We start from the raw sequence: 23,515 nt of genomic DNA, 5'->3' as shown, positions 1-23,515 counted from the left end.
CTTCGCTCGAAACGAAGGGCTAAAGGTGGGCAAGGGAGAGCTTCCATGATCCTTCTCGCACTCGCCGCCGCGGCCACCGCCCCGAACTACGCCGATCCCTCCGCATGGCTATGCCGTCCCGGCCGGCAGGACGCCTGCGCCGCCGACCAGAGCACGACGGTGATCGACGCGAAGGGCAAGCGCACGATAGAGCCGATCGGGGCGGCTGCCGTGCCGCCGAAAGTGGACTGCTTCTATGTCTATCCGACCGTGTCGACCGATCCGGAGGATAATAGCGACCTGAACGCCGGCGCGGAGGAGCGCTCCGTCGCTGCCGTGCAGGCCGCGCGCTTCCAGTCGGTCTGCCGACTGTTCGCGCCGCTGTACCGGCAGGCCACTCTGACGTCGCTGCGCAATGCGATGCTGTCTGGCAAGCCCAGGCCGCAGGCGGCGATAGACCTCGCCTTCCAGGACGTGAAGGCGGCCTGGAGCGACTATCTGAAGCGCGACAATGGCGGTCGCGGCGTCGTCCTCATCGGGCACAGCCAGGGCGCGGGCATGCTGAAGCGGTTGATCGCGGAAGAGATCGAGGACAGGCCCGAAGCAAAGAAGCTCGTCTCGGCGCTGCTGATCGGCCACAATGTGCTGGTGCCCAAGGGCAAGCTGGTGGGCGGCGATCTCAAGTCCACGCCGCTGTGCCAGAGCGCGGGCCAGACCGGCTGCGTCGTCTCCTATGTCAGTTTCCTCGCCGACTCGCCGCCGCCGGAGCGCACCCTGTTCGGCCGCGCTGCCGATCCGGCAATGCAGGTCGCCTGCACCAATCCCGCGAACCTTGCGGGGGGCGCAGCAGCGACCAAGCCCTATTTCGTCGCGCGCGGCATGGGCGAGCGGGCGACACCCTTCGGTCCGTGGAGCAAGGACGGCGCCCCGGTCACAACCACCTTTGTCTCCACGCCCGGCCTGATCACCGCCCGCTGCGTGGCCGACGAGAAGGGCTCCTATCTGGCGATCAGCGCCACGCCGGCCGAAGGCGACGTTCGCAGCAGCCAGATCGGCGGCGAGGTCAGCTATGGCGGCATGGTGCTGAAGGACTGGGGCCTGCACCTGATCGACACGAACCTGGCGATGGGCGATCTGGTGGCGCTGGTCGGACGCCAAGCACAGGCTTGGCGCTAAGCCTTAGAGTTCACTTTCCCTTCAGCATCGCACGAGCTAGGAAGGCGGCCGATGCGTATTTCCGTGCTGAAGCCCGTCGCGGCTGCCCTGACCCTTGCCCTTCTGACCACCGGCTGCGCCACTGGCGGGAGCGGCAAGAAAGAACTGGCTTATGTCGCCCGCGATGTGAACTCGCTCTACGGCGCGGCCAAGACGCGGCTCGATCAGGGCCGCTATGCTGAAGCCGCCCAGCTGTTCGACGAAGTGGAGCGGCAGCACCCCTATTCTGTCTGGGCCCGCCGCGCGCAGCTGATGAGCGCATTCAGCTATTATCTCGCGCGCAACTATCTCGAATCGATCGGCTCGGCGCAGCGCTTCCTCGCCGTCCACCCGGGCAACAAGGACGCGCCCTACGCTTATTATCTGATCGCGCTCGATTATTATGAGCAGATTAGCGACGTCACGCGCGACCAGAAGATCACGCAGCAGGCCCTAGATGCGTTGGGCGAGCTGATCCGCCGCTACCCGGACACGCCCTATGCCGCCGATGCGCGGCTGAAAGTTGACTTGGTCAATGATCACTTGGCGGGCAAGGAGATGGAAGTCGGCCGCTTCTATCAGCGCCGTGCGCAGTGGCTGGCGGCGTCGATCCGCTTCCGGCAGGTGATCGACCAGTATCAGACCACCACCCACACGCCCGAAGCGCTGCACCGGCTGACCGAATGCTATCTCGCCCTCGGGATCAAGGACGAGGCGAAGAAGGCGGCGGCGGTGCTCGGTGCCAATTACCCCGGCAGCGAATGGTATCAGCGCGCATACAAGCTGATGCAGGAGCATGGGGCTGATTGAGCCTGTTCCCCGGCGCAGGCCGGGGCCCAGCTGCGGCGAAGGAGTGGACTCCGGCCTCCGCCGGCGAACAGGAACGATTTGCGGCGTTCCCTTTCTGTCCTAAGAAGCGGCCATGCTCCTCAGCCTCTCGATCCGCGACGTGGTGCTCATCGAGGCGCTGGAGCTGAGCTTCGGACCGGGTCTCGGCGTGCTGACCGGAGAGACCGGCGCGGGCAAGTCAATCCTGCTCGACGCGCTCGGCCTGGCGCTCGGCGCCCGGGCGGAGAGCGGACTGGTGCGCCAGGGTGCGGCGCAGGCGGCGGTGACGGCCACGTTCGAGCCGCCCGATACCATCGCCGGCCTGCTCGCCGACAGCGGCATCGAGGTCGAAGCAGGGGAACCGCTGATCGTCCGCCGCACGGTCAAGGCGGATGGCGGCAGCCGCGCTTTCGTCAATGATCAGCCAGTCTCTGCCGCGCTCTTACGTGAGTTGGGCTCGGCGCTAGTCGAGATCCACGGTCAGCATGACGACCGCGGCCTGCTGAACGCGCGCGGCCATCGGGACTTGCTCGACAGCTTCGGCAGGCTCGACGTAGTTTGTGTCACCCAGGCCCATGCAGCGTGGCGCGAGGCGGAGGCGGCTTTGGCGCGCGCGCGGGACGAGCTCGAAACGGCCGAGCGCGACCGGGAGTGGCTGGAACATGCCGTTGCCGAACTCACCTCTGCCGCCCCGGGATCCGGTGAGGAAGAGGCGCTTGCCGAGGCGCGGACCAACATGCAGCGCGGGGCGCGATTGTCGGACGATCTCGCGGCGCTCGACCAGCATCTGCAGGGTTCCGGCGGAGCGCTCTCCAACCTGCGCCAGGCGGCACGGCGGCTGGACCGGCTCGGCCCGGAACATCCGCTGCTTGCCGAGGCCCTGTCCGCGCTGGACCGCGCCGTCATCGAAGCCGCGGAGGCGGAAGACCGGATCGAGCGTGCTCGGGAAGCCTTGGCTCACGATCCGGCCCGGCTGGAAGAGATCGAGACGCGGCTGTTCGACCTGCGCGCGCTTGCCCGTAAATATCGCGTCACGGTGGACGGCCTGCCCGCATTGGCCGAGGAGCTGTCGGTTCGGCTGCAAACCATCGAAGCGGGTGGCGAAGGACTGGCTCAGTTGGAGGCGGAGGCACGCAAGCGCCGCGCCGATTATGACACAGTCGCCGCCGCCCTCAGCCAGGCGCGGGAGGCGGCCGCCAACCGGCTGGACGCAGCGGTGGCGGCGGAACTGGCCCCACTAAAGCTTGACGCCGCCCGGTTCCGCACTGCCATAGAGCGGCTGCCGGAGGAGCAATGGAGCGCCGCCGGCCGCGACCGGGTCGAATTTCTGATCTCGACCAACCCCGGCGCACCGTTCGCGCCGCTGGTCAAGATCGCGTCGGGCGGCGAACTGTCGCGTTTCATCCTGGCGCTAAAGGTCGCCCTCGCCGAGGAAGGCGGTGCCGCGACGATGATCTTCGACGAGATCGACCGCGGCGTCGGCGGCGCGGTGGCGAGCGCGATCGGGGAGCGGTTGGCGCGGCTGTCCGAGCGCGCGCAACTGCTGGTCGTCACCCACAGCCCTCAAGTCGCGGCGCGGGGCGACAAGCAATGGCTGATCGCCAAGAGTCATGACGGCCTGGTCACCCGCACCGGCGTCCGCGCGCTTGACGAGGAGGAGCGCCGCGAGGAGATCGCCCGCATGCTCTCCGGCGCGACGATCACCGACGAGGCCCGGGCCCAGGCCGGCAAGCTACTGGAGGCGGCGTGAACGAGGCGGAAGCGGCCGAGCGCCTGGCCTTTCTCGCCGCCGAGATTGCGCGGCATAACCGGCTCTATCACAGCCAAGATGCGCCCGAGATCAGCGACGCGGACTATGACGCGCTGGTGCGGGAGAATGCGGCGCTGGAGGCGGAGTATCCGCAGCTGGTGCGGGCAGATTCGCCGTCGAAGCTGGTCGGCGCCGCGCCGGCTGCGCACTTAGCCAAGGTGCCGCACGCGCGGCCGATGCTCAGCCTCGACAACGCCTTTTCCGAAGAGGATGTGCGCGAGTTCGTGGCGCGCGTGCGGCGCTTCCTTAACCTGGCCGAAGATGAGCCCGTAGCGCTGACCGCCGAGCCGAAGATCGACGGCCTCTCCTGTTCGCTGCGCTACGAGCGGGGGCGGCTGGTGCTGGCGGCGACGCGCGGCGACGGTGCGGTGGGTGAGGATGTCACTGCCAATGCGCGGACGATTAGCGATATTCCTGCTACCCTGCTCCCCGGCGCAGGCCGGGGCCCAGCTGCATCGGATTCTGGGCCCCGGCCTGCGCCGGGGAACGTGCCTGATGTGTTCGAAGTCCGCGGCGAAGTGTACATGTCCAAGGACGATTTCGCGGCCTTGAACGAGCGGCTCGCAGGCGAGCGGGTGTTCGCCAATCCGCGCAACGCGGCGGCGGGGTCGCTGCGGCAGAAGGACCCGCAAGTCACCGCCTCGCGACCGCTCCGCTTCCTCGCTCACGGCTGGGGTGATGCGTCGAACCTTCCGGCGGACACCCAGTCCGGCGTCATTGACGCGATCAGGGCCTGGGGCCTGCCCGTCACCGACCTGCTGGTCCGGGTCGAAAGCATCGACGATGCGCTCGCCCACTACCGCAAGATCGAAGCGATGCGCGCCGACCTACCGTTCGACATCGATGGCGTCGTCTACAAGGTCGACCGGCTCGACTGGCAGGCGCGGCTGGGGCAGGTCGCCAAGGCGCCGCGCTGGGCGGTCGCGCACAAATTTCCGGCCGAGCGCGCCCAGACAACGCTGCTCGCGATCGACATCCAGGTCGGCCGGACGGGCAAGCTGACGCCGGTCGCTCGGCTGGAGCCTGTGACGGTCGGCGGCGTCGTCGTCACCAACGCGACGCTGCACAATGCCGACGAGATTGCGCGACTGGGTGTTCGGCCGGGAGACCGGGTCACGCTGCAGCGCGCCGGCGACGTCATCCCGCAAATACTCGAAAACCTCACGCCCGAGGTCGAGCGGCCCGACTTCGTCTTTCCCTCGGCCTGTCCCGAGTGCGACTCCGATGCCGTACGCGAGGAAGGCGAAGTCGATATTCGATGCACCGGCGGCCTGATCTGCCCGGCGCAGCGGGTCGAGCGGCTGCGGCACTTCGTCAGTCGCGGCGCGATGGACATAGAGGGTCTGGGCGCCAAGCAGATCGACGACTTCTTCCATGACGGGCTGGTGCACAGCCCCGCCGACATCTTTCGCCTCACCGAAGAGCAATTGGTCGCGCGCAAGAAGGACGGCCGGGTTTGGGCGGCGAACCTGCTGCGCGCAATCGACGACAAGCGGGAACCCGATCCAGTCCGCTTCCTGTTCGGCATCGGCATCCGCCATGTCGGCACCGTCACCGCGCGCGACCTGATGCGGCACTTCGGCACGGTCGAGGAACTCGCCCGCGTGGCCACCGCGGCGGGCAGCGACCCGGCGGCCTTCGAGCAGCTGACTCACGTCGAAGGCGTCGGGCCTGTGGTCGCACAGGCGCTCGCGGACTTTTTCGCTGAGGCGCATAATCGCGGGGTGTGGGACGACCTGCTGAGCGTCGTCAGCCCCAAGCCGTTCGAGGCCAAGGAGCGGACCTCCGAGGTCACCGGCAAGACGGTTGTCTTCACCGGCAGCCTCGAGACCATGTCGCGCGACGAGGCCAAGGCGCAGGCTCTGTCGCTCGGCGCCAAGGTGGCAGGCTCGGTGTCCGCCAAGACCGACCTGGTGGTGGCAGGACCCGGCGCCGGGTCGAAGCTCAAGAAAGCCGAGGAACTAGGCATCCGCGTCATCGACGAGGCCGGCTGGGCAGCGATTATGGCGGAAGCCACCTGACGGAACTGTGTCAGGCGCCCTGCGATTCACGAGTTATGACGGACAAGCCTCCTTTCGGCCTCACCGAAGCACTCGAGCGCAATATCGAGGCGCTTGCCGAGCGGCGACGGAATGAGCGCGCCCACGCTTCGCTGCAGGAGCGGGTGGCGGACCGGATCACCCGCTTCACCGGCAGCATGGCGTTCGTCTATGTCCACCTCGCGATCGTCGGCCTGTGGGTGGCGGTGAATGTCGGTGCGGTGCCGGGCGTCACGCGCTTCGATCCTACGTTCGTGATCCTGGCGACGGCGGCGTCCGTCGAGGCGATCTTCCTCTCAACCTTCGTACTGATCAGCCAAAACCGGATGCAGGCCGATGCGGACCGACGAGCGGACCTGGACCTGCACATCAGTCTTTTGACCGAGCATGAACTGACCAAGCTAGCGGGCGTCGTCGCCGCGATCGCCGAGAAGGTCGGCGTGGATGCTCACCGCGCCGAGGACGTGCAGGAGATCGAGACGGACATCGATCCGGAGCGTGTTCTCGATGAGATCGAAGCGCAGAAGAGCTAGAGTCTTAGCTCGCATCGTCATTGCGAGGAGCGCAGCGACGAAGCAATCCAGCGGCGTTCAGGCTCAACTGGATTGCTTCGCTATGCTCGCAATGACGAGCAGTCAGTCCAAGCTGGTCATGCTCTAGAACCACTGCATGACGGTGGCGCTGAATGGCGTCCAGGCGCCCACCCGCACGCCGGCCTTCGTCAGCATCTTGGCCGTCCACCAGTTGCAGGTGCGGATGGCATCGTAATGGCCGCGGCCGGGATAGAAGACGTCGGCCACATCATAGCCTCGGATTGGTGTCGTGCCGCCGAAGCTGCCGCGGATCGCGGCGACTAAGGTGCGATATTGTTCCGGGGACAGGCGAATGGGCCGGGCGTCGGGCCAGGGCTCGAGCAGATGGTCGACATGGACGAGCGTCTGGTCGCTGCCGATCGCGGCGCTGACCACGGTGCGCGGTGAGACTTCGGCCCAGGTCGGCGTGTTCAGATAGAATTCGCGGTCGCCCCAGCCGAACCACAGATAGCGTCCGGCATAGCGTCGGTCGGCGATGTGCTCCGGCCGCACCAGCGGTGACCAATCATGCTCGGCGGTGCGGGTCGGCAGAATGAGGCCGGTGTGGACACCGTTCGTCGCGACCCAGATGGTGACCCCCTGCTCGGCCTCGCGCCAGTCTGGGTTGCGCGGGATCGCGCCGCCGATCGCTCCCGCCGCGAGGTAGAGCAGTGGAAGGAGAAGCAGGACCTTTAGCGGCTTGGACAAGTGAACCCCGTCATCCCCGCAAAAGCGGGGATCCAGCGTAAGCGCCCGGTGGCCGGACCGTAAAGAAGAAGCTGGGTTCCCGCTTTCGCGGGAATGACGATATGGTGGATTGATGGAGACTCACGTACTCGATCGCCCGCCCGAAGGCGCCAATGCCGATTGGACGATCCCGCAGAACTGGTCGGCCTATACGGCGGAGGAGCATGCCACCTGGGACCGGCTCTTCGAGCGGCAGTCGAAGCTGCTGCCCGGCCGCGCATCCCAGGCGTTTCTGAACGGCCTCGACGTGCTGCGCCTGTCCAAGCCCGGCATTCCTGACTTCGAAGAGCTAAGCGAAAGGCTGATGAAGCTGACCGGCTGGCAGGTCGTGGCGGTGCCCGGCCTCGTGCCCGACGCGGTCTTTTACGAGCATCTCGCCAATCGGCGCTTCGTCGCCGGCAACTTCATCCGCCGCCCGGACCAGCTCGACTATCTGCAAGAGCCGGACGTATTCCACGACGTGTTCGGCCATGTGCCGATGCTCGCCGACCCCCGATTTGCCGATTATGTCGTCGCCTGGGGCGAGGGCGGGCTCAGGTCGATGAAGTACGACGCCATTCACCGGCTCGCGCGGCTCTATTGGTACACGGTCGAGTTCGGGCTGGTCGAGGAAGAGGGCGACCTGCGCATCTATGGCGCAGGCATCGTCTCGAGCAAAGGCGAGAGTATCTTCGCGCTGGACGATCCCAGTCCCAATCGGCTCCGCTTCGACCTCGCGCGGGTGATGCGGACCGCGTATCGGATCGACGATTATCAGCAGAATTATTTCGTGATCCCCAGCTTCGACGAACTGCTTCGGGTAACCGTCGAGACGGACTTCGCGCCGCTCTACCGGCAGCTCGACGGCACACCCGACATCCCGATCGCCGAGATCGTCGAGGGCGACCAGGTGATCACGCGCGGCACTCAGGACTATGCGCGGGAAAAGGCTAGTCGGACTCCCGCGCCAGCCACTCCTCAAGCCACTTGATCGTATAGTCACCCGACTGGAAATCGGGTTCGTCGAGCAGCGCCTGGTGGAGCGGGATAGTCGTCTTCACCCCCTCGATCACGAACTCCTCGAGCGCGCGGCGCAAGCGGCGGAGTGCGCCTTCGCGGCTATGGCCCCAGACGATCAGCTTGGCGATCATGGAGTCGTAATAAGGCGGGATGCGGTAGCCGGAGTAGAGGCCGCTATCGACGCGAACGTGCATGCCACCCGGCGCGTGGAAATGCTTCACCAAGCCCGGTGAGGGGGCGAAGGTCTTCGCGTCCTCGGCATTGATCCGGCACTCGATGGCATGGCCGCGGAACTCCACGTCCTGTTGGCGGAGCGTGAGCGAGTGGCCGTCGGCGATGCGGATCTGCTCGCGGACGAGGTCAAGGCCGGTAATCGCCTCGGTCACCGGATGCTCGACCTGCAGGCGGGTGTTCATCTCGATGAAGTAGAACTCGCCCGCTTCCCACAGGAACTCGATGGTGCCGGCGCCGCGATAGCCCATGTCCGCCATCGCCTTGGTGACGACGCCGCCCATGCGCTCGCGTTCGGCGGGGGTGATGACCGGCGAGGGCGCTTCTTCCAGCACCTTCTGGTGGCGTCGCTGTAGCGAACAGTCGCGCTCACCCAAGTGAATGGCACTGCCCTTGCCGTCGCCGAAAATCTGGAACTCGATGTGGCGCGGATTGCCGAGATATTTTTCGATATAGACGGTGTCGTCGCCGAACGCGGCCTTTGCTTCCGACCGGGCCTGACCCATCAGGCTCTCGAGTTGGTCGGCTGAAGGCACCACCTTCATCCCACGACCGCCGCCGCCCGATGCTGCCTTGACGATGACCGGATAGCCAATCTCTTCGGCAATCCGCCGCGCTTCGTCGAACTCCGATACGCCGCCGGGCGAGCCGGGCACCAAAGGGAGGCCAAGCGCACCGGCGGTCCGCTTTGCCTCGACCTTGTCGCCCATGGTCCGGATATGCTCGGGCTTCGGGCCGATCCAGATCAGGTTGTGACTCTCGACGATCTCGGCGAAGCGCGCATTCTCCGACAGAAAGCCATAGCCGGGGTGGATGGCGTCGGCGCCGCTGATCTCGGCTGCCGAAATGATGTTGGGGATGTTGAGATACGACTCGGCCGCGGGCGGCGGTCCGATGCACACCGCTTCGTCGGCCAGCCGGACGTGCATCGCATCGGCATCGGCAGTCGAGTGCACCGCGACCGTCTTGATGCCCATTTCATGCGCCGCGCGGTGGATGCGCAAAGCGATTTCGCCGCGATTGGCGATCAAAATCTTGCTGATGGCCATCGGCCGCTTACTCGATGACGATCAAAGGCTGGTCGAATTCGACCGGGCTGCCGTTGGCGATCAGCACCGACTTGACCGTGCCGCCATGCGGGGCGGTGATCGGATTCATCACCTTCATCGCCTCGATGATCAGCAGAGTCTTGCCGGCATCGACCTTGTCGCCGACGGACACGAAGTTCGCTGCCCCTGGCTCCGGCGCCAGATAAGCAGTGCCGACCATCGGGGAGCGGATTGCATTCGAGTTGTCGACCTGCGGCGGCGCAGGGGCATGGCTTGCGACGGGCGCAGCCGGCGCCGGCGCCGGCGCGGGTGCAGCAACGGGAGCTGGAACCTGCGCCACGGCTGCTGCCTGCACCTTGCGCGCGACCTTGATGCGGCGCTCTCCGTCCTGAACTTCGATTTCGGTCAAGCTGGTCGCATCGAGCAGCTCGGCCAGCTGGCGGACCAGGCCGGTATCGACCTGCATCGTCCCCTGTTTGTGATCGCTCATGGGGGTGGCCCTTTTTCAGAGTTTGGCGGCGGCGTCCAGCGCGAGCAGATAGCCGAGCGCGCCGAAGCCGGCGATGGTTCCCTTAGCCGCCTTGCCGACATAGCTCCGGTGCCGGAAAGGTTCGCGGGCGTGCGGGTTCGACAGATGGACCTCGATCACCGGAACCGTGATCGCCTTCACTGCATCGTGCAGCGCCACCGAGGTATGGGTGTAGCCGCCTGGATTGAGGATCACGGCCTTGGCCTTGTCGGCGTTCGCCTCGTGCAGCCAATCGATCAGATGGCCTTCATGGTTGGACTGGCGGAACTCGGCGTCGAAGCCCAGCTCCCGCGCCCGGTCTTCGCAGGCGCCAGCAATGTCGTCGAGCGTGTCGGACCCATAGATCTCCGGCTCGCGTAGCCCCAGCAGATTGAGGTTCGGACCGTTCAGGATGAAGATGGTCGGCATTGATCCCCTTGCGCGCTCCCCATATTGCCGCGGCACTTACACGATTGGATTTGCGATGCACACCGACGGCACCATCTCGATCAGCGTCAATGGCGAGCATAAGCGGGTGACGGGCGGGCTGACCATCGCGCAGCTCGCAAGCGAACTGGGACTGGTGCCGGAAAAGGTGGCGGTCGAGCGCAACCTGGAGGTGGTGCCGCGGTCGCAGATCGGATCGGTGCTGGTCGAGGATGGCGACGAGCTGGAGATCGTCCATTTCGTCGGCGGCGGCGATCATTCGGCGCGGATCGAGGAGGATAGCTGGACAGTCGCGGGACGAACTTTCCGTTCACGGCTGATCATCGGCACCGGCAAATATAAGAGCTTCGAGGAGAATGCGGCGGCGGCGGAAGCTTCGGGCGCGGAGATCGTCACGGTCGCGGTGCGGCGGGTCAACATCGCCGATCCGAACCAGCCGATGCTGACCGACTTCATCGACCCGAAGCGCTTCACCTATCTGCCCAACACAGCCGGCTGCTTCACGGCGGAAGACGCGATCCGCACGCTTCGGCTGGCGCGCGAGGCGGGCGGCTGGGACCTAGTAAAATTGGAAGTGTTGGGCGAGGCCAAGACGCTCTACCCCAACATGGTGGAGACGATTCGCGCGACCGAGGTGCTCGCCAAGGAAGGCTTCCTGCCAATGGTCTATTGTGTCGACGATCCGATCGCGGCGAAGCAGCTGGAGGAGGCCGGCGCCGTCGCGGTGATGCCGTTGGGCGCTCCGATCGGCTCGGGCCTGGGCATCCAAAACGAAGTGACGATTCGCCTGATCGTTGAGGGCGCGAAGGTACCCGTGCTGGTCGATGCCGGGGTGGGGACGGCCTCAGACGCGGGAAGGGCGATGGAACTGGGCTGCGACGGAGTCCTCATGAACACCGCCATCGCCGAGGCCAAGGATCCGATCATGATGGCGCAGGCTATGAAGCTCGCGGTGGAAAGCGGCCGCCTCGCCTATCGCGCGGGCCGCATGGGCAAGCGCCGGTACGCCGACCCGTCCAGCCCGCTGGCGGGACTGATCTAGAGCCGCTTGTACAGATATATCGATGGAATAGCCGGGCCGAAGCCGACCTTTTGATAGGCACGGCGAGCAGCGGCATGGCTGGGATCGGCACCGGTGCCGACGGTCGCGACCTCCGCGCCCTGGTTCTTGAGCCATTGCAGCGCCGCGCCGATCAGGCGGGAGCCAATGCCGAGTCCGGCATGGTCCGGATGCACGGCGTTGAGCTCGATCTCGCCCAGCCTCTGTTCCGGCTCGACTCGGGCGGAGCAAAAGCCGACCGGGCCGGAATCGAGCGCTGCGACCAGCACGCGGCGGCAGGGTTCCGGCTGGCAAAGCGTCTCGAGCAACGCACTCTGCTCCGCCTCCGCCGACTTCAGCGCCGCGCCGGCGATCTCCGCACCGACCAGCTCACGAAAAGAAGCGAAGATGGGGGCGAAGGCTGCCGCCCGAATCGTCTGCAGTGCCGGCAGATCCCCGTCCCGGAGATGCCGGACCACTAGTTCCCGGAGCCGCTCGTCTCTGTTTCCACCCATGATGCGTAGACGGAGTGGCTGTCCTGAACCCGCCATTCGACTATCGCCGGCATGTCGTAGCTGTGCAGTTCGGCGATGCGGGCGATCAGGGCATCGGCCTTCGCCGACTTGAACAGGGCCGGCACTTCCTCGGCGCGCTCGACCTTGCCCTGCCAGCGGTAGATGGAGCGGCACGGCGCCAGGATGTTGGCGCAGGCGGCGAGCCGTTCCTCGATGACCGTGGCGGCGATCCGATCCGCTTCCGCCGCGTCGGCGAACACCGCGAAGACCGTCGAGATCACTGCCGGCCCGCGGAATGCACGGCCCAGGCGGCACTGGCGACGACCAGCGCGCCGACTGCCTGGTGGAGCACCGCCAGGACAATGTTCACGCCCGTCATCACCGTAGCGATGCCGAGCAGTATCTGAATGCCGAAGGCGCTGTGCACAGCGATGCTGGATTTGCGATCTTTGTGCCTGACCATGCGCGCAAGCACCACGAGGGCGGCGACCGTCACCCAGGCCCACCAGCGATGCACCCAATGGATCAGGAACGGGTCGTAGGCGAGCGTCTGAGCAGTGACCGCCACTTCAGGGAAGAAGCGGCCGTTCATCAGCGGCCAGTCGCTCGCGGCAAGCCCCGCATTCAGCCCGGCGGTCCAGGCGCCGAACAGGATTTGGATGGTGAGCACGACCAGTATCACGGCCGGTCCCCTTCGGAGCCGCGCTCGTTGGCCGGTGCGCAAATCGAGCGCCGTCCAGACGAGCAGGCCCAGGATGAATAGCGCCGTCATCAAGTGGATCGCCAGCCGGAAATGGCTCACATCGGTGCGCAGGCTCAGCCCCGACACGACCATCCACCAGCCGATCACGCCCTGCAATCCGCCGAGCAGCAGCAGCAGGGTCAGGCGCCAGCCATAGCCGCTCGGGATCTGCCGCTTCACCGCGAACCAGGCGAGAGGCAGGGCGAAGGCGAGGCCGATCACGCGGCCGAGCAGACGGTGAAACCATTCCCAAAAGAAGATGAACTTGAACTCGGAAAGGCTCATGCCGCGATTGATCTGCTGATATTCGGGCGTCGCCTTGTAGAGTGCGAAGGCATCCTCCCAAGCGGCCGCGCTCAGCGGCGGCAATGCGCCGGTGATCGGGCGCCACTCCGTGATCGACAGTCCTGACTCGGTCAGCCGCGTGATCCCGCCCACTACGACCATCAGGAAAACGAGAGCGGCAACGGCGAACAGCCAATTGGAAACGGCGATCGGACGCGCATTCTGGGACATTGGCGGCTCATCTGCGCCCGATCGTGTGCCGAAACAAGGGTGCCGGCTCAATGTTATATTGTAACTTCGTTGAGGGGCTGCCATATGCGGCAACGAGGAGAGTCGCTTGCTCGAACGAGTGCCTGGGACGGGAACGCTGGACCGGCTGGCCATCGGCCTGTCGACCCTGTGCCTCGTTCATTGCGTCGCGAGCGTGTTTCTCCTGACTTTGCTGGCGTCGGCCGGCGGGATGATCCTGCATCCTCTCGTGCATGAGATCGGTCTCGCGCTGGCGATTGCGCTCGGAACGTTCGCGCTGGTCAAGGGTGCGGTCGAGCATGGCTATACCCTGCCGGCGGCGGTGGGCGGCCTTGGACTCGGGGTCATGGCCGGCGCACTGGCCGTGCCTCATGGGTCCGCGGAGACTGTTTACACGATGCTGGGCGTGGCCATCCTCGCGCTGGGGCACGACCTGAACCGCCGCGCCGCGTCCTGAGCGCGCCTTGTTCTAGGGCCTTGCGCGTCCTACCATAGGCTCATGGCCGGCCATACTCACGTCCATCACGAAGGCGACGATCTCGTCGCCGCCGCCAAGTCGGCGCTGCAGCGTTCGGGCGAGCAATGGACCGAGATGCGGCAGAGCGTGTTCGAGGCGATCGCCGGATTCGAGCGGCCGGCTTCCGCCTATGACATCGCCGAGGAAGTGTCCAAGCGTCAGGGCCGGCGCGTCGCGGCCAACAGTGTTTATCGTATTCTCGACCTGTTCGTTGGCGCGAACTTGGTGAGGCGCGTCGAAAGCGCCAATGCCTATGTCGCGAACGACCATCCCGATTGCTTGCACGATTGCATCTTCCTCGTCTGCGACACGTGCGGCCAGGCAACCCATATCGATGACGATGCGGTCGCATCGGGCGTGCGCCAGGCCGCTAGCCGCAAGGGCTTCGCGCCGGTGCGGCCGGTTATCGAGGTGCATGGCCGCTGCTCGGACTGCGCGGAGAGCTGACAAGGCGATTGGCCGCGCGGGCCGGGAAGGGTAAGAGACTGTAGATGTCCGATCTTCCAGCGACGCCCCTGCTCGACAAGGTTCCCGATCCGCCCGCGCTTCGCACGCTCGCGCCTGCCGAGCTCCGCCAGCTCGCGGACGAACTCCGCGCCGAGACCATTTCCGCCGTCTCTGTCACCGGCGGCCATCTGGGTGCGGGGCTCGGTGTCGTCGAACTGACGGTCGCGCTCCACTATGTCTTCGACACGCCCAATGACCGGCTGGTCTGGGACGTTGGCCATCAAGCCTACCCGCACAAAATCTTGACTGGTCGCCGCGACCGCATCCGCACGCTGCGCCAGGGCGGGGGCCTCTCCGGCTTCACCAAGCGCAGCGAGAGCGAATATGACCCGTTCGGAGCGGCGCACAGCTCGACGTCGATCTCGGCAGCGCTTGGCTTTGCAATTGCCAACAAGATTGCCGGCAAGCCAGGCAAGGCAATCGCGGTGATCGGTGACGGCGCCATGTCCGCCGGCATGGCCTATGAGGCGATGAACAATGCACGCGCCGCCGGCAATCGGCTGGTGGTGATCCTCAACGACAATGACATGTCGATCGCACCGCCGGTCGGCGGGCTGTCGGCCTATCTGGCGCGGCTGATCTCGTCGTCCGAATATATGGGGCTGCGCTCGCTGGCGAAGCGCGTGACGCGCAAGCTGTCGCGCCGGGTGCATGACGCCGCGGAAAAGGCCGAGGAGTTCGCCCGCGGCATGGCAACGGGCGGCACGCTCTTCGAAGAGCTCGGCTTCTACTATGTCGGCCCGATCGACGGCCACAATCTCGATCACCTCATTCCGGTGCTCGAGAATGTGCGCGACGCGGAGGAAGGGCCGATCCTCGTCCATGTCGTGACCAAGAAGGGCAAGGGCTACGCTCCCGCAGAAGCCTCGGCCGACAAATATCACGGCGTGCAGAAGTTCGACGTGATCTCGGGCAAGCAGGCGACTGCACCCGCCGGGCCGCCGCAATATCAGAACGTCTTCGGCGCGCAGCTGGTCAAGGAAGCCGAGCGCGATCCCGCAGTGTGCGCAATCACCGCCGCCATGCCGTCTGGCACCGGCCTGTCGAAGTTCGCCGAAGCCTTTCCGGAGCGCTTCTTCGATGTCGGCATTGCCGAACAGCATGCGGTGACCTTCGCGGCCGGGCTGGCAGCCCAGGGCATGCGCCCGTTCGCCGCCATCTACTCGACCTTCCTGCAGCGTGCCTACGACCAGGTGGTGCATGACGTGGCGCTGCAAAACCTGCCGGTGCGGTTTGCGATAGACCGTGCCGGGCTGGTCGGTGCGGACGGCGCAACGCACGCCGGAAGCTTCGATATCACCTATCTCGCCACGCTGCCGAACATGGTGGTGATGGCGGCCGCGGACGAGGCCGAGCTGGTGCATATGACGCACACGGCGGCGCTGCACGATAATGGGCCGATCGCGGTCCGCTACCCCCGGGGCAATGGCGTCGGCGTGCCGCTGCCGGAAACTCCGGAACGGCTGGAGATCGGCAAGGGCCGCATCGTTCGCCCGGGCAAGACGGTCGCAATCCTGTCGCTCGGCACGCGCCTCGAAGAGGCCCTCAAGGCCGCCGACCGGCTGGAGGCGCAAGGCCTGTCGACGACGGTCGCCGATCTTCGCTTCGCCAAGCCGCTCGACGAGGAACTGGTCCGCAAGCTGCTGACCAGCCACGAAGTCGCGGTGACGATCGAAGAAGGCGCGATCGGCGGCCTCGGCGCGCATGTCCTCACCATGGCGAGCGACACTGGCCTGATCGATGCCGGCCTGAAACTGCGCACCCTCCGCTTGCCCGACACCTACCAGGACCATGACAAGCCGGAGCTCCAGTATCGCGAAGCCGGGCTCGACGCCGACGGCATCGTCGACACGGTGCTGAAGGCCCTTCGCCGCAACAGCGTGGGAGTAGTGGAAGGGGCGAGAGCCTGACGGACGAGCAGTTCGAGATGCCGACTGAGGCCGAGCGGGAGGAGCTGAAACACCTGTTCGGCAGGATGTCCGAAGGCAATCAGCGACTGAGCGCCGCCTTGGCACGGATCGATGCTCTCGAGGCACGCTGGACATCGTTCGATGACGCCAAGTTCAAAGAAGAGCTCTACGAAAAGCTGGATGCCGACGGCTCGGTGAACTGGAGCATCTTCTCCGACGTGCTGGGCCTCTCGCAACAAGCGCTCGCGTCATGAGTATCTGCGCGATTTGCTCAGCGGAGAGCGAGACATTGCGCTGATGCAGGAAGGCGGACCGCGCCCTCTCAGCCGCCGAGGCCGCTATGGCTCATTCCATTGCCAATCGGGAGCGCATCGCCTCCGTCGAGGGCATGCTGAACTACGCCATTATGCGATCGGGAGGCCAGCGCCGGCTCCCACCCGAATAGTCGCCTACCGATCGATATAGGCAATTTCGAAATTGCCCCAGCGGCGGCCGTTGATCCAGAGCGGCACGAAGACGTTCTTGACCATCAGCTGCTCGGTTCCGCGCTCGAGTTGGTAGACGGCCATCATGAAGGGCGCGTCGCTCCTGACGGCGCGCATTGTAGTTTCGTCGGCGAGGATGCGGCGGTTGCGGCAGTTGCGGTCGTTCCACTCGCGGTCGCCCGGCTTGGGCGGCTTGGAGCGCTGGCTCTGGTGCGTCGGCAAATAGCCGTTCACGTCCGAGATGACCGAGCCCTCGATCGAGCCGTCGCTGTCGGTAACCCGGTCGATGATGGGCTGAACGAAGCGATCAGCCCAATCCGCGAAGTTGGTATCGAACCGCTCCGGATCCGATCCTGGGATCAGCCGGTAGTTGGTGTCGAACACATCGGCGGGGCGAATTTCGCCGCGCTCGATGGCCCGTTCGATCAGCTGCTGGATTTCGTCGCGCGCGCTTAACGCCAGTTCCACGTAGCGCTGATCGTCATGCGCGAAGCCGCTATGGACGAGCTGGTCGAACATGCGGTTGGAGAGCAGCTCCATCTCGCTCATCTTGGCCTGGGCGTCGATCAGCAGGTCTCCATTGGCACGCGCCTCCCGCACGAAGCCGGCCAGCTCGTCTTTCACACGGATTGCATTGTCGTGAATGTGGCTGGTGGAGCGGGCGATGCCGTCCGACTGCTGCTCGACCAGTTCCACGATCTGCGCGACCTCGCCGACGGTATCGTTGACCCGCCCGAAGCTTTCCTGGGCGGAGCGGCTCTTGGCTACGCCCGCGCCGATCTCGGCCACGAAGGTCTCCGCTTCGTGAGCCAACGAAGCGACGGTGGCGCTGATCTCTTCGGTGGCGCCGCGCGTGTCCTGAGCAAGCTTCTTCACTTCGGCGGCGACGACGGCGAAGGTGCGGCCGGCGGCACCGGCGCGCTCGGCTTCGATCGCGGCATTGAGCGCCAGCATGTTGGTCGTTCGCGCGATCGAGTCGATGCCGGCGGTCACGCGCTGCACCTGAGTCATCGCGGCGGCGAAATTGGTCACCTGCTCGCCCAGGCGAACCACCAGCTCCGTCAGCGCGGTGAAATCGTCCATAGACTGGCGGATGATGCGCGTGCCTTCGTCGAGCTTGGTGCGCGCCTTTTCGGCGAGCAGCCGCGCTTCGTCGGTGGAATCAGCGGCGCGCCGCTGGTCCGCCTCGAGGAACGCAGTGACCTTTTCCAAGTCGGCGAGCACGTCCATCTGCCGGCCCAGGCTCTCAGCGACGCGGGTGACATGGGTGGCCGCAGCGGTGCAGCCGACCGCAAGATCGCCGCACGACTTGGCGACCGCATCGATTGCACCCGGATCCGCTGCCTTGATCGCGCCCTGTAGCATCTTCTTCTTCCGCCTTGTTCCGACACGATTTAGGCAGAATGGGTTGAGGATGGTTTAACCGCATCCCTGCGGGACTTAGCGGCATTTTAAGGATGGTGAGGGCAGGAGACGCGCTATGCCCACTGCCGCCATTCCCCCATTGTCGCGCACCATGGCTTGGGTTCTGATCCTGACGCTGATCGGCGCCATTTTGCGCATCGCGGCGGCAGGCGGCGCCTTATGGCTGGACGAGGCCTGGTCGGCGGTGCTGGCCGACAATGTCGAAACGCCGCTCGGCATCTTCGTCCTGATCAACCACGACAATAACCATCATCTGAACTCGCTCTGGCTGCAGACGGTCGGACTCGACGCCCCGCCCTTGCTGGCCCGTGCGCTGTCGATCGTCTCAGGAACATTGTCGGTGCTGGTCGCGGGCCTGATTGGCGCCCGGAGGGGCCCGGCGACCGGCATTGTCACAACCTTGTTGTTCGCAATTTCCCCGGTCTTGGTGACGCTCGGATCGGAAGCGCGGGGATATGCGCCGATGACCCTGATGGTGCTGATCGCGGTCTGGTATATTGACCGCTACCTCGACGGCGACGAGACGGCGAACCGCCCGATCACGCTGGCAATGTGCTTTCTCGTCGGGGCGCTGTTCCAGCTGACGATGCTGTTTGCCGCTTGCGCACTGGTCGGCTGGCCAGCGCTCGTGCTGTGGCGGCGGCATGGCTGGCGGCGCGCGATTGTGGAAACGGCGCGGCTGCTCGGACCCGCGATGGCGGCTCTCTTGGTCGCGCTGGCGATTGTGTTCGCACCAGCGGTGATCGGCGGCGCCGAGTTCCGCTTCGGCTCCTATCAAAGCTTCACCATGCTGCTGTTCCTGCGCGGCGTGATCGACATGCTCGGGTACGTCGTCGGAGCGCCGGTCGTGTCCTTCTTCCTGCCGGCCGGAGCGGTGATCCTGGCGGTGCTTGCGCGCTCGCTCGGTACGCCGCGGCTGGCCTTCTACTGGCTGGCACTCGTCGCCTTTCCGCTGACCGTGGCCGCGCTGCACACGATGAACGCAGGACATGCACGCTACTACCTGCTCGCCGGGCTGGCGCTACTTCTGTTGCTGGGCGAGGCTCTCGCTGCCCTGATCCGCACCACTGGCTGGAAGCGCACCGCCGGCGCCGGCGCATTGTTGCTCTTTTCGGGGGCCAGCATGGCCACGAATGTGGAGCTGATCCGCAATCAGCGGGGAGACCAGGGTGTGGCGATCCGCGCCATGGCCGCGCGCGAGCCCGGCGGCGCGCGCGTGATCATCGATCGCGAGACGGGGCTCGCCTTGCTGAAGGTTGCTGCGGCCGCCGAAGATTACACGCTGGAGATCGCCACCGCCTGCCCGCCTGCGCGCTTCGTCTTCGCCGACTGGTTCAACGGCGAACCGGACAGCCCGCCTGTGATCGAGCGCTGCGGCGCCCGCTATCGAGCCATCGTCTCGGCCGACGGCACCGGCATGTCGGCGCAGAACTGGACGCTCTACGAACGGGTGCGCTAAGCCTGCGCCCATGTTCTTCAACTTCATGGACGAGCTGCGGCACGCGGGCATTCCGGCGTCGCTCAAGGAGCATCTGGTGCTGCTGGAGGCGCTCGACCGTGAGGTGATCGAGCGGAGCCCGGAGGACTTCTACTATCTCGCACGAGCGACCTTCGTGAAGGACGAGGGACTGCTCGACCGCTTCGACCAGGTCTTTGCCAAGGTCTTCAAGGGGATCGAGACCAGCTACGGGACGGAGACGGCCGAGATTCCCGAGGACTGGCTGCGCAAGGTCGCCGAGCTCTACCTCACCGAAGAGCAGATGAAGGAAATCGAGAAGCTCGGCTCCTGGGAAGAGATTATGGAGACGCTGAAGAAGCGGCTCGAGGAGCAAAAGGAGCGGCACCAGGGCGGCAGCAAGTGGATCGGCACTGGCGGCACCTCGCCCTTCGGCGCTTATGGCTATAACCCCGAAGGCGTCCGGATCGGCCAGGAAGAAGGGCGCCACGGCCGCGCGATCAAGGTTTGGGACAAGCGCGAGTTCAAGAACCTCGACTCGACCAAGGAGCTCGGCACCCGCAACATCAAGATCGCGCTCCGCCGTCTGCGCCGCTTCGCCCGGGAAGGGGCGGCCGACGAGCTCGATATCGATGCCACCATAGACGGTACCGCGCGCCAGGGCTGGCTCGACATCCAGATGCGGCCGGAGCGGCACAATGCGGTCAAGCTGCTGCTGTTCCTCGACGTCGGCGGATCGATGGACCCACACATCAAGCTCTGCGAAGAGCTGTTCTCGGCCGCCACCGCCGAGTTCAAGAACCTCGAGTTCTTCTACTTCCACAACTGCCTCTACGAAGGCGTGTGGAAGGACAATAAGCGCCGCTTCACCGAGCGGACGCCGACCTGGGACGTACTCCACAAATATGGGCATGACTATAAGCTGATCTTCGTGGGCGACGCGTCGATGAGCCCCTATGAGATCACTCATCCCGGCGGCTCGGTCGAGCATTTCAACGAGGAAGCGGGGGCGGTGTGGATGCACCGCATCACCAACACCTATCCGGCGGCAGCCTGGCTCAATCCGGTGCCGGAAAAGCATTGGGGCTATTCCCAATCGATCGCGATCATGCGCGAACTGATGAACGGCCGTATGTTCCCGTTGACCCTTGATGGCCTGGACGACGCGATGCGCGAGCTGAGCCGCAAGCAGGGGTAGAGCGCTGATCTCGCGCTCGGACGAGCGGTTGGGGATGGCGGACGTTCAAACCTTAGGCTGAAGCAGCACGCTGCCTAACATGGGGGCATGACGCAAACCCGCAGGTTCGACACACCAGAGGCGGCGCTCGATTACATGAAGCGCGTGGCGGTGCAGGGAAGCGGCTTCACGCGCTTCGCCAATGTAGAGCCGCTGGAAGTGTGGGAAGGGCGATCCGAACTCACCCTGGCGCTCCGGCCGGACCTCACCCAGCATCATGGCTTTGCCCATGGCGCCATTGTCGGGATGATGGCGGACAATGCTTGTGCCTGGGCGGCAGCCTCGGTCAGCGGCGATGTCGTGACCGGCAGCTACACGATCAACTTTCTGGCACCGGCCAAGGGCGAGCAACTGCGCGCCAAGGGGCAGGTGGTGAAGGCTGGCAAGCGCCAGGTGATCGTCCGCGCCGAGGTGTGGGCCGAAGGCGAGGGCAGGCCGGTGCTTGCGGCGATCGCAACTGCCACCATCGTGCCTGTCAACTAAGCCGTCATTGCGAGCGTAGCGAAGCAATCCAGTCGGGCTCGGGCGCAGCTGGATTGCTTCGTCGCTGCGCTCCTCGCAATGCCGAGGAGGAAGTTACCCCGGCCGGCCCTGGCGCTTGGCCATGAAGGCCAGGCGTTCGAACAGCATCACGTCCTGTTCGTTCTTGAGCAGCGCGCCGTGGAGGGGCGGGATCGCCTTGGTCGGGTCGCGGTTCTGCAGCACGTCCAGGGGCATGTCCTCGTGCAGCAGCAGCTTCAGCCAGTCGAGCAGCTCGCTGGTAGAGGGCTTCTTCTTGAGGCCGGGCACCTCCCGGACCTCGTAGAATATGTCCATCGCCCGCTGGACCAAAATCTTGTGGATGCCGGGGAAGTGGACGTCGACGATCGCCTGCATCGTTTCGCGGTCCGGAAACTTGATGTAGTGGAAGAAGCAGCGGCGCAGAAAGGCGTCCGGCAACTCCTTCTCATTGTTCGAGGTGATGACGACGATCGGACGCTCGGCGGCCTTCACCGTCTCCTTTGTCTCGTAGACATGGAATTCCATGCGATCGAGTTCGTGCAGCAGGTCGTTCGGGAACTCGATGTCCGCCTTGTCGATCTCGTCGATCAGCAGGACGGGCAGGGTGGGCGAGGTGAACGCCTCCCACAGCTTGCCCTTGCGGATATAGTTGGAAATGTCGTGAACGCGCGGATCGCCGAGCTGGCCGTCGCGAAGACGCGCGACTGCGTCATATTCGTACAGGCCCTGATGCGCCTTGGTGGTGGATTTGATATTCCACTCGATCAGCGGCGCGCCGATGGCGGTGGCGATTTCCTGGGCGAGCACCGTCTTGCCGGTACCGGGTTCGCCCTTGACGAGCAGCGGGCGGCGGAGCGTCACCGCGGCGTTCACCGCCACCTTCAGATCGTCGGTAGCGACATAATCCCGCGTGCCTTCGAAACGCATGCCCGGCCTTTCCTCTCTTGAGGAGCCGGGATTAGGTGACGTTTACGGTAAGGGCAATGCTTTCAGGCGCGTGAGCGCGCCGCCTCGCGCGCTTCGAGCAGGTCCCAAAGCCCGCGATGCTGATTGAGCAGCTGTTGCGCGCCAAAGCTCATCGCCCGTTCGAAGGATGCGGAGTCGGCCACCGTCATTGCGACGATCCGGGTCTCTTCCTCACCGGGGAGTACGCACGCTTGCGGCTCGATCGACACGCGGCGCGGGGCGGCGTCGAGCACGGTGCGGATCGCGCGCCAATCGAGCGCCAATGCGATCGCCGAACCAAGCGCACAGCCGGCCCGGTCGGACTGGGCGAGCATCTCGAGCGCGTGGCGCTGCTGCAGCACCGCGGCTTCGCATTCCGCTTGCCCAGGGGTGCTCGGCAGCGGCCCGGTCGCGACCGCCAGCCGCGTCAGCAGCGAACGTTCCGCGGCGAACGCTTCCGCAGCTGCCGCCAGCCAGCCCTGCGCTGCCGGGTGAGGGGTGCGGTTCAGCGCGTGGTCGATCACACCCGGAAAGCGGCCGTGCAGCACGCAGAGATAATGGGCGGCATCGGCGAGGTTGCGCACTGCCTCGCGCCCGCCGTTCAGCGCTTCGGAGCGCGGATAATCGTGCCCGGCTGTGCCGTCGACGGATGCGAGCGAGACCAGAAGGTCTGCCACCTGCTCCGAACGTGCCGTTTCGATCGCCTGCATGGTCTTTTTCCCGACAAAGCCTAGGTGCGCACGGAAGCGCCTGTTGGCTCCGGTCTAAGCAGGCGACGTAAAGAGGTCGTTTATGCGGGAGGCGGGAAACGCGGTTAACGCGTGGGCGGCTTGACGCTTACGTAAATGGGATGCTTATTCCAGCCATGGCCACACAGCACCACGCGACCGTCGACACGCCGGACATGAAGAACCGGCATCAATATTCGATCACGGACCTGTCTGAAGAGTTCGACGTCACGCCGCGGGCGCTGCGCTTTTACGAAGAGGAAGGGCTGATCAACCCGATCCGCCGCGGCACGACCCGCATCTATACCAAGCGCGACCGGGCGCGGCTTGCCTGGATCCTGCGGGCCAAGCGTACGGGCTTCAGCCTGGCCGAAATCCGCGAGATGATCGATCTATACGACCTGAACGACGGCCGGCACATGCAGCGCCGCGTCACGATCGAGAAATGCAACGCCCGTATCGAACTGCTGAAACGACAGCGGCTCGATATCGATGCGCAGATCGACGAGCTCGCCCGGTTCGTGAAGATGGTCGAAAAGGTCGAGGCGAAGGCGAGCCATTGACGCCAGCG

The 23,515-nt window shown here is 65.5% G+C and carries 25 protein-coding genes; 15 read left to right on the top strand and 10 right to left on the bottom strand.

Going from position 1 to position 23,515, the window contains the following annotated elements; genetic code table 11:
- Positions 1–45: 45 nt before the first annotated feature.
- The 5 genes from VGT77_RS09310 (at position 46) to VGT77_RS09290 (ending at position 6,383) form a co-directional block, all read left to right on the top strand.
- Positions 46–1,155: a DUF3089 domain-containing protein gene (locus VGT77_RS09310; protein ID WP_327461819.1), complete on the top strand. Its 1,110-nt coding sequence runs from the start codon at positions 46–48 to the stop codon at positions 1,153–1,155.
- Positions 1,156–1,206: 51 nt separating this feature from the next.
- Positions 1,207–1,983 carry an outer membrane protein assembly factor BamD gene (locus VGT77_RS09305; protein WP_327461817.1) on the top strand — a complete coding sequence of 259 codons (777 nt, stop codon included), beginning with the start codon at positions 1,207–1,209 and terminating at the stop codon, positions 1,981–1,983.
- A gap of 112 nt (positions 1,984–2,095) precedes the next feature.
- Positions 2,096–3,751, top strand: a complete 1,656-nt coding sequence (recN, locus tag VGT77_RS09300) for a DNA repair protein RecN (RefSeq protein WP_327461815.1) — start codon at positions 2,096–2,098, stop codon at positions 3,749–3,751.
- On the top strand, positions 3,748–5,832 hold the full coding sequence (gene ligA, locus VGT77_RS09295; protein ID WP_327461813.1) for an NAD-dependent DNA ligase LigA: 2,085 nt from the start codon (positions 3,748–3,750) through the stop codon (positions 5,830–5,832). Before recN ends, ligA begins: the two co-directional genes overlap by 4 nt.
- A 35-nt stretch (positions 5,833–5,867) precedes the next feature.
- Positions 5,868–6,383, top strand: coding sequence for a DUF1003 domain-containing protein (locus VGT77_RS09290; RefSeq protein WP_327461811.1), 516 nt, complete (start codon positions 5,868–5,870; stop codon positions 6,381–6,383).
- Positions 6,384–6,506: 123 nt separating this feature from the next.
- Here the strand turns inward: VGT77_RS09290 and VGT77_RS09285 are convergent, their stop codons facing one another.
- Positions 6,507–7,130: a TIGR02117 family protein gene (locus tag VGT77_RS09285; protein ID WP_327461809.1), complete on the bottom strand. Its 624-nt coding sequence runs from the start codon at positions 7,128–7,130 to the stop codon at positions 6,507–6,509.
- Between the two features lie 112 nt (positions 7,131–7,242).
- Here VGT77_RS09285 and phhA point away from each other — a divergent pair, with 112 nt between their 5' ends.
- The gene (gene phhA / locus VGT77_RS09280; RefSeq protein WP_327461807.1) at positions 7,243–8,139 is read left to right on the top strand and encodes a phenylalanine 4-monooxygenase; all 897 of its coding nucleotides are present in this window, start codon (positions 7,243–7,245) and stop codon (positions 8,137–8,139) included.
- Here the strand turns inward: phhA and accC are convergent.
- From accC to aroQ, 3 genes are read right to left on the bottom strand one after another with little or no spacing between them, the layout of a single operon-like run.
- A complete protein-coding gene (gene accC, locus VGT77_RS09275) occupies positions 8,099–9,448 on the bottom strand; it encodes an acetyl-CoA carboxylase biotin carboxylase subunit (RefSeq protein ID WP_327461805.1) in 1,350 nt (449 codons plus the stop codon). The two genes, phhA and accC, sit on opposite strands and share 41 nt — an antisense overlap.
- A 7-nt stretch (positions 9,449–9,455) precedes the next feature.
- Positions 9,456–9,938 carry an acetyl-CoA carboxylase biotin carboxyl carrier protein gene (accB, locus tag VGT77_RS09270; protein WP_327461803.1) on the bottom strand — a complete coding sequence of 161 codons (483 nt, stop codon included), beginning with the start codon at positions 9,936–9,938 and terminating at the stop codon, positions 9,456–9,458.
- Between the two features lie 15 nt (positions 9,939–9,953).
- On the bottom strand, positions 9,954–10,385 hold the full coding sequence (gene aroQ / locus VGT77_RS09265) for a type II 3-dehydroquinate dehydratase (protein WP_327461801.1): 432 nt from the start codon (positions 10,383–10,385) through the stop codon (positions 9,954–9,956).
- A gap of 55 nt (positions 10,386–10,440) precedes the next feature.
- Between aroQ and thiS the strand changes: the two genes are divergently transcribed.
- Positions 10,441–11,445, top strand: a complete 1,005-nt coding sequence (thiS, locus tag VGT77_RS09260; protein WP_327461799.1) for a sulfur carrier protein ThiS — start codon at positions 10,441–10,443, stop codon at positions 11,443–11,445.
- Here the strand turns inward: thiS and VGT77_RS09255 are convergent.
- The 3 genes from VGT77_RS09255 to VGT77_RS09245 are packed head-to-tail and all read right to left on the bottom strand — an operon-like array spanning position 11,442 to position 13,215.
- Entirely contained in the window at positions 11,442–11,921 is a 480-nt protein-coding gene (locus tag VGT77_RS09255; protein ID WP_327461797.1) for a GNAT family N-acetyltransferase, read from the bottom strand. The genes thiS and VGT77_RS09255 overlap by 4 nt on opposite strands.
- Positions 11,921–12,238 (bottom strand): divalent-cation tolerance protein CutA, encoded by a 318-nt coding sequence (gene cutA / locus VGT77_RS09250; RefSeq protein ID WP_327461795.1) that lies wholly within the window; start codon positions 12,236–12,238, stop codon positions 11,921–11,923. The genes VGT77_RS09255 and cutA overlap by 1 nt, the downstream gene beginning before the upstream one ends.
- The gene (locus VGT77_RS09245) at positions 12,235–13,215 is read right to left on the bottom strand and encodes a COX15/CtaA family protein (protein WP_327461793.1); all 981 of its coding nucleotides are present in this window, start codon (positions 13,213–13,215) and stop codon (positions 12,235–12,237) included. The genes cutA and VGT77_RS09245 overlap by 4 nt, the downstream gene beginning before the upstream one ends.
- 118 nt (positions 13,216–13,333) lie before the next feature.
- Here VGT77_RS09245 and VGT77_RS09240 point away from each other — a divergent pair, with 118 nt between their 5' ends.
- The 4 genes from VGT77_RS09240 to VGT77_RS09225 are packed head-to-tail and all read left to right on the top strand — an operon-like array spanning position 13,334 to position 16,421.
- Complete coding sequence (locus VGT77_RS09240) at positions 13,334–13,690, top strand: MerC domain-containing protein (RefSeq protein WP_327461791.1); 357 nt, start codon at positions 13,334–13,336, stop codon at positions 13,688–13,690.
- A gap of 42 nt (positions 13,691–13,732) precedes the next feature.
- Complete coding sequence (locus VGT77_RS09235; RefSeq protein WP_327461790.1) at positions 13,733–14,197, top strand: Fur family transcriptional regulator; 465 nt, start codon at positions 13,733–13,735, stop codon at positions 14,195–14,197.
- Positions 14,198–14,241: 44 nt separating this feature from the next.
- The gene (dxs, locus tag VGT77_RS09230) at positions 14,242–16,167 is read left to right on the top strand and encodes a 1-deoxy-D-xylulose-5-phosphate synthase (protein WP_327461788.1); all 1,926 of its coding nucleotides are present in this window, start codon (positions 14,242–14,244) and stop codon (positions 16,165–16,167) included.
- Between the two features lie 17 nt (positions 16,168–16,184).
- Positions 16,185–16,421, top strand: a complete 237-nt coding sequence (locus tag VGT77_RS09225; protein ID WP_327461787.1) for a hypothetical protein — start codon at positions 16,185–16,187, stop codon at positions 16,419–16,421.
- A 195-nt stretch (positions 16,422–16,616) separates the two neighbouring features.
- Here the strand turns inward: VGT77_RS09225 and VGT77_RS09220 are convergent, their stop codons facing one another.
- Positions 16,617–18,017 carry a methyl-accepting chemotaxis protein gene (locus VGT77_RS09220; RefSeq protein ID WP_327461785.1) on the bottom strand — a complete coding sequence of 467 codons (1,401 nt, stop codon included), beginning with the start codon at positions 18,015–18,017 and terminating at the stop codon, positions 16,617–16,619.
- 115 nt (positions 18,018–18,132) lie between these two features.
- Between VGT77_RS09220 and VGT77_RS09215 the strand changes: the two genes are divergently transcribed.
- From VGT77_RS09215 to VGT77_RS09205, 3 genes are all read left to right on the top strand, one after another.
- Complete coding sequence (locus VGT77_RS09215) at positions 18,133–19,536, top strand: hypothetical protein (RefSeq protein WP_327461783.1); 1,404 nt, start codon at positions 18,133–18,135, stop codon at positions 19,534–19,536.
- Between the two features lie 10 nt (positions 19,537–19,546).
- Positions 19,547–20,731 (top strand): VWA domain-containing protein, encoded by a 1,185-nt coding sequence (locus tag VGT77_RS09210; RefSeq protein ID WP_327461781.1) that lies wholly within the window; start codon positions 19,547–19,549, stop codon positions 20,729–20,731.
- 87 nt (positions 20,732–20,818) lie between these two features.
- Positions 20,819–21,253, top strand: a complete 435-nt coding sequence (locus VGT77_RS09205) for a PaaI family thioesterase (RefSeq protein ID WP_327461779.1) — start codon at positions 20,819–20,821, stop codon at positions 21,251–21,253.
- A 93-nt stretch (positions 21,254–21,346) separates the two neighbouring features.
- Here the strand turns inward: VGT77_RS09205 and VGT77_RS09200 are convergent, their stop codons facing one another.
- Entirely contained in the window at positions 21,347–22,198 is an 852-nt protein-coding gene (locus VGT77_RS09200; protein WP_327461777.1) for a MoxR family ATPase, read from the bottom strand.
- A 62-nt stretch (positions 22,199–22,260) separates the two neighbouring features.
- Positions 22,261–22,926: a DUF6975 family protein gene (locus VGT77_RS09195; RefSeq protein WP_327461775.1), complete on the bottom strand. Its 666-nt coding sequence runs from the start codon at positions 22,924–22,926 to the stop codon at positions 22,261–22,263.
- A gap of 155 nt (positions 22,927–23,081) precedes the next feature.
- On the opposite strand from VGT77_RS09195, the gene VGT77_RS09190 reads away from it, so the two are divergent.
- Positions 23,082–23,507, top strand: a complete 426-nt coding sequence (locus VGT77_RS09190) for a MerR family DNA-binding transcriptional regulator (protein WP_327461773.1) — start codon at positions 23,082–23,084, stop codon at positions 23,505–23,507.
- The last annotated feature ends 8 nt before the right edge of the window (positions 23,508–23,515 follow it).

This window comes from Sphingomonas sp., assembly GCF_035944535.1.
In the GTDB taxonomy this organism is placed as follows: Bacteria; Pseudomonadota; Alphaproteobacteria; order Sphingomonadales; family Sphingomonadaceae; genus Sphingomonas_B.
This window is presented reverse-complemented; position numbering and strand designations above follow the sequence as displayed.

Excerpts from the sequence above, each read along its gene's own strand:
- VGT77_RS09310 (WP_327461819.1), top strand. The coding sequence starts at position 46 with ATGATCCTTCTCGCACTCGCCGCCGCGGCCACCGCCCCGAACTACGCC.
- VGT77_RS09305 (WP_327461817.1), top strand. The coding sequence starts at position 1,207 with ATGCGTATTTCCGTGCTGAAGCCCGTCGCGGCTGCCCTGACCCTTGCC.
- recN (WP_327461815.1), top strand. The coding sequence starts at position 2,096 with ATGCTCCTCAGCCTCTCGATCCGCGACGTGGTGCTCATCGAGGCGCTG.
- VGT77_RS09290 (WP_327461811.1), top strand. The coding sequence starts at position 5,868 with ATGACGGACAAGCCTCCTTTCGGCCTCACCGAAGCACTCGAGCGCAAT.
- phhA (WP_327461807.1), top strand. The coding sequence starts at position 7,243 with ATGGAGACTCACGTACTCGATCGCCCGCCCGAAGGCGCCAATGCCGAT.
- accC (WP_327461805.1), bottom strand. The coding sequence starts at position 9,448 with ATGGCCATCAGCAAGATTTTGATCGCCAATCGCGGCGAAATCGCTTTG.
- accB (WP_327461803.1), bottom strand. The coding sequence starts at position 9,938 with ATGAGCGATCACAAACAGGGGACGATGCAGGTCGATACCGGCCTGGTC.
- aroQ (WP_327461801.1), bottom strand. The coding sequence starts at position 10,385 with ATGCCGACCATCTTCATCCTGAACGGTCCGAACCTCAATCTGCTGGGG.
- thiS (WP_327461799.1), top strand. The coding sequence starts at position 10,441 with ATGCACACCGACGGCACCATCTCGATCAGCGTCAATGGCGAGCATAAG.
- VGT77_RS09245 (WP_327461793.1), bottom strand. The coding sequence starts at position 13,215 with ATGTCCCAGAATGCGCGTCCGATCGCCGTTTCCAATTGGCTGTTCGCC.
- VGT77_RS09235 (WP_327461790.1), top strand. The coding sequence starts at position 13,733 with ATGGCCGGCCATACTCACGTCCATCACGAAGGCGACGATCTCGTCGCC.
- dxs (WP_327461788.1), top strand. The coding sequence starts at position 14,242 with ATGTCCGATCTTCCAGCGACGCCCCTGCTCGACAAGGTTCCCGATCCG.
- VGT77_RS09225 (WP_327461787.1), top strand. The coding sequence starts at position 16,185 with ATGCCGACTGAGGCCGAGCGGGAGGAGCTGAAACACCTGTTCGGCAGG.
- VGT77_RS09220 (WP_327461785.1), bottom strand. The coding sequence starts at position 18,017 with ATGCTACAGGGCGCGATCAAGGCAGCGGATCCGGGTGCAATCGATGCG.
- VGT77_RS09215 (WP_327461783.1), top strand. The coding sequence starts at position 18,133 with ATGCCCACTGCCGCCATTCCCCCATTGTCGCGCACCATGGCTTGGGTT.
- VGT77_RS09210 (WP_327461781.1), top strand. The coding sequence starts at position 19,547 with ATGTTCTTCAACTTCATGGACGAGCTGCGGCACGCGGGCATTCCGGCG.
- VGT77_RS09205 (WP_327461779.1), top strand. The coding sequence starts at position 20,819 with ATGACGCAAACCCGCAGGTTCGACACACCAGAGGCGGCGCTCGATTAC.
- VGT77_RS09200 (WP_327461777.1), bottom strand. The coding sequence starts at position 22,198 with ATGCGTTTCGAAGGCACGCGGGATTATGTCGCTACCGACGATCTGAAG.
- VGT77_RS09195 (WP_327461775.1), bottom strand. The coding sequence starts at position 22,926 with ATGCAGGCGATCGAAACGGCACGTTCGGAGCAGGTGGCAGACCTTCTG.
- VGT77_RS09190 (WP_327461773.1), top strand. The coding sequence starts at position 23,082 with ATGGCCACACAGCACCACGCGACCGTCGACACGCCGGACATGAAGAAC.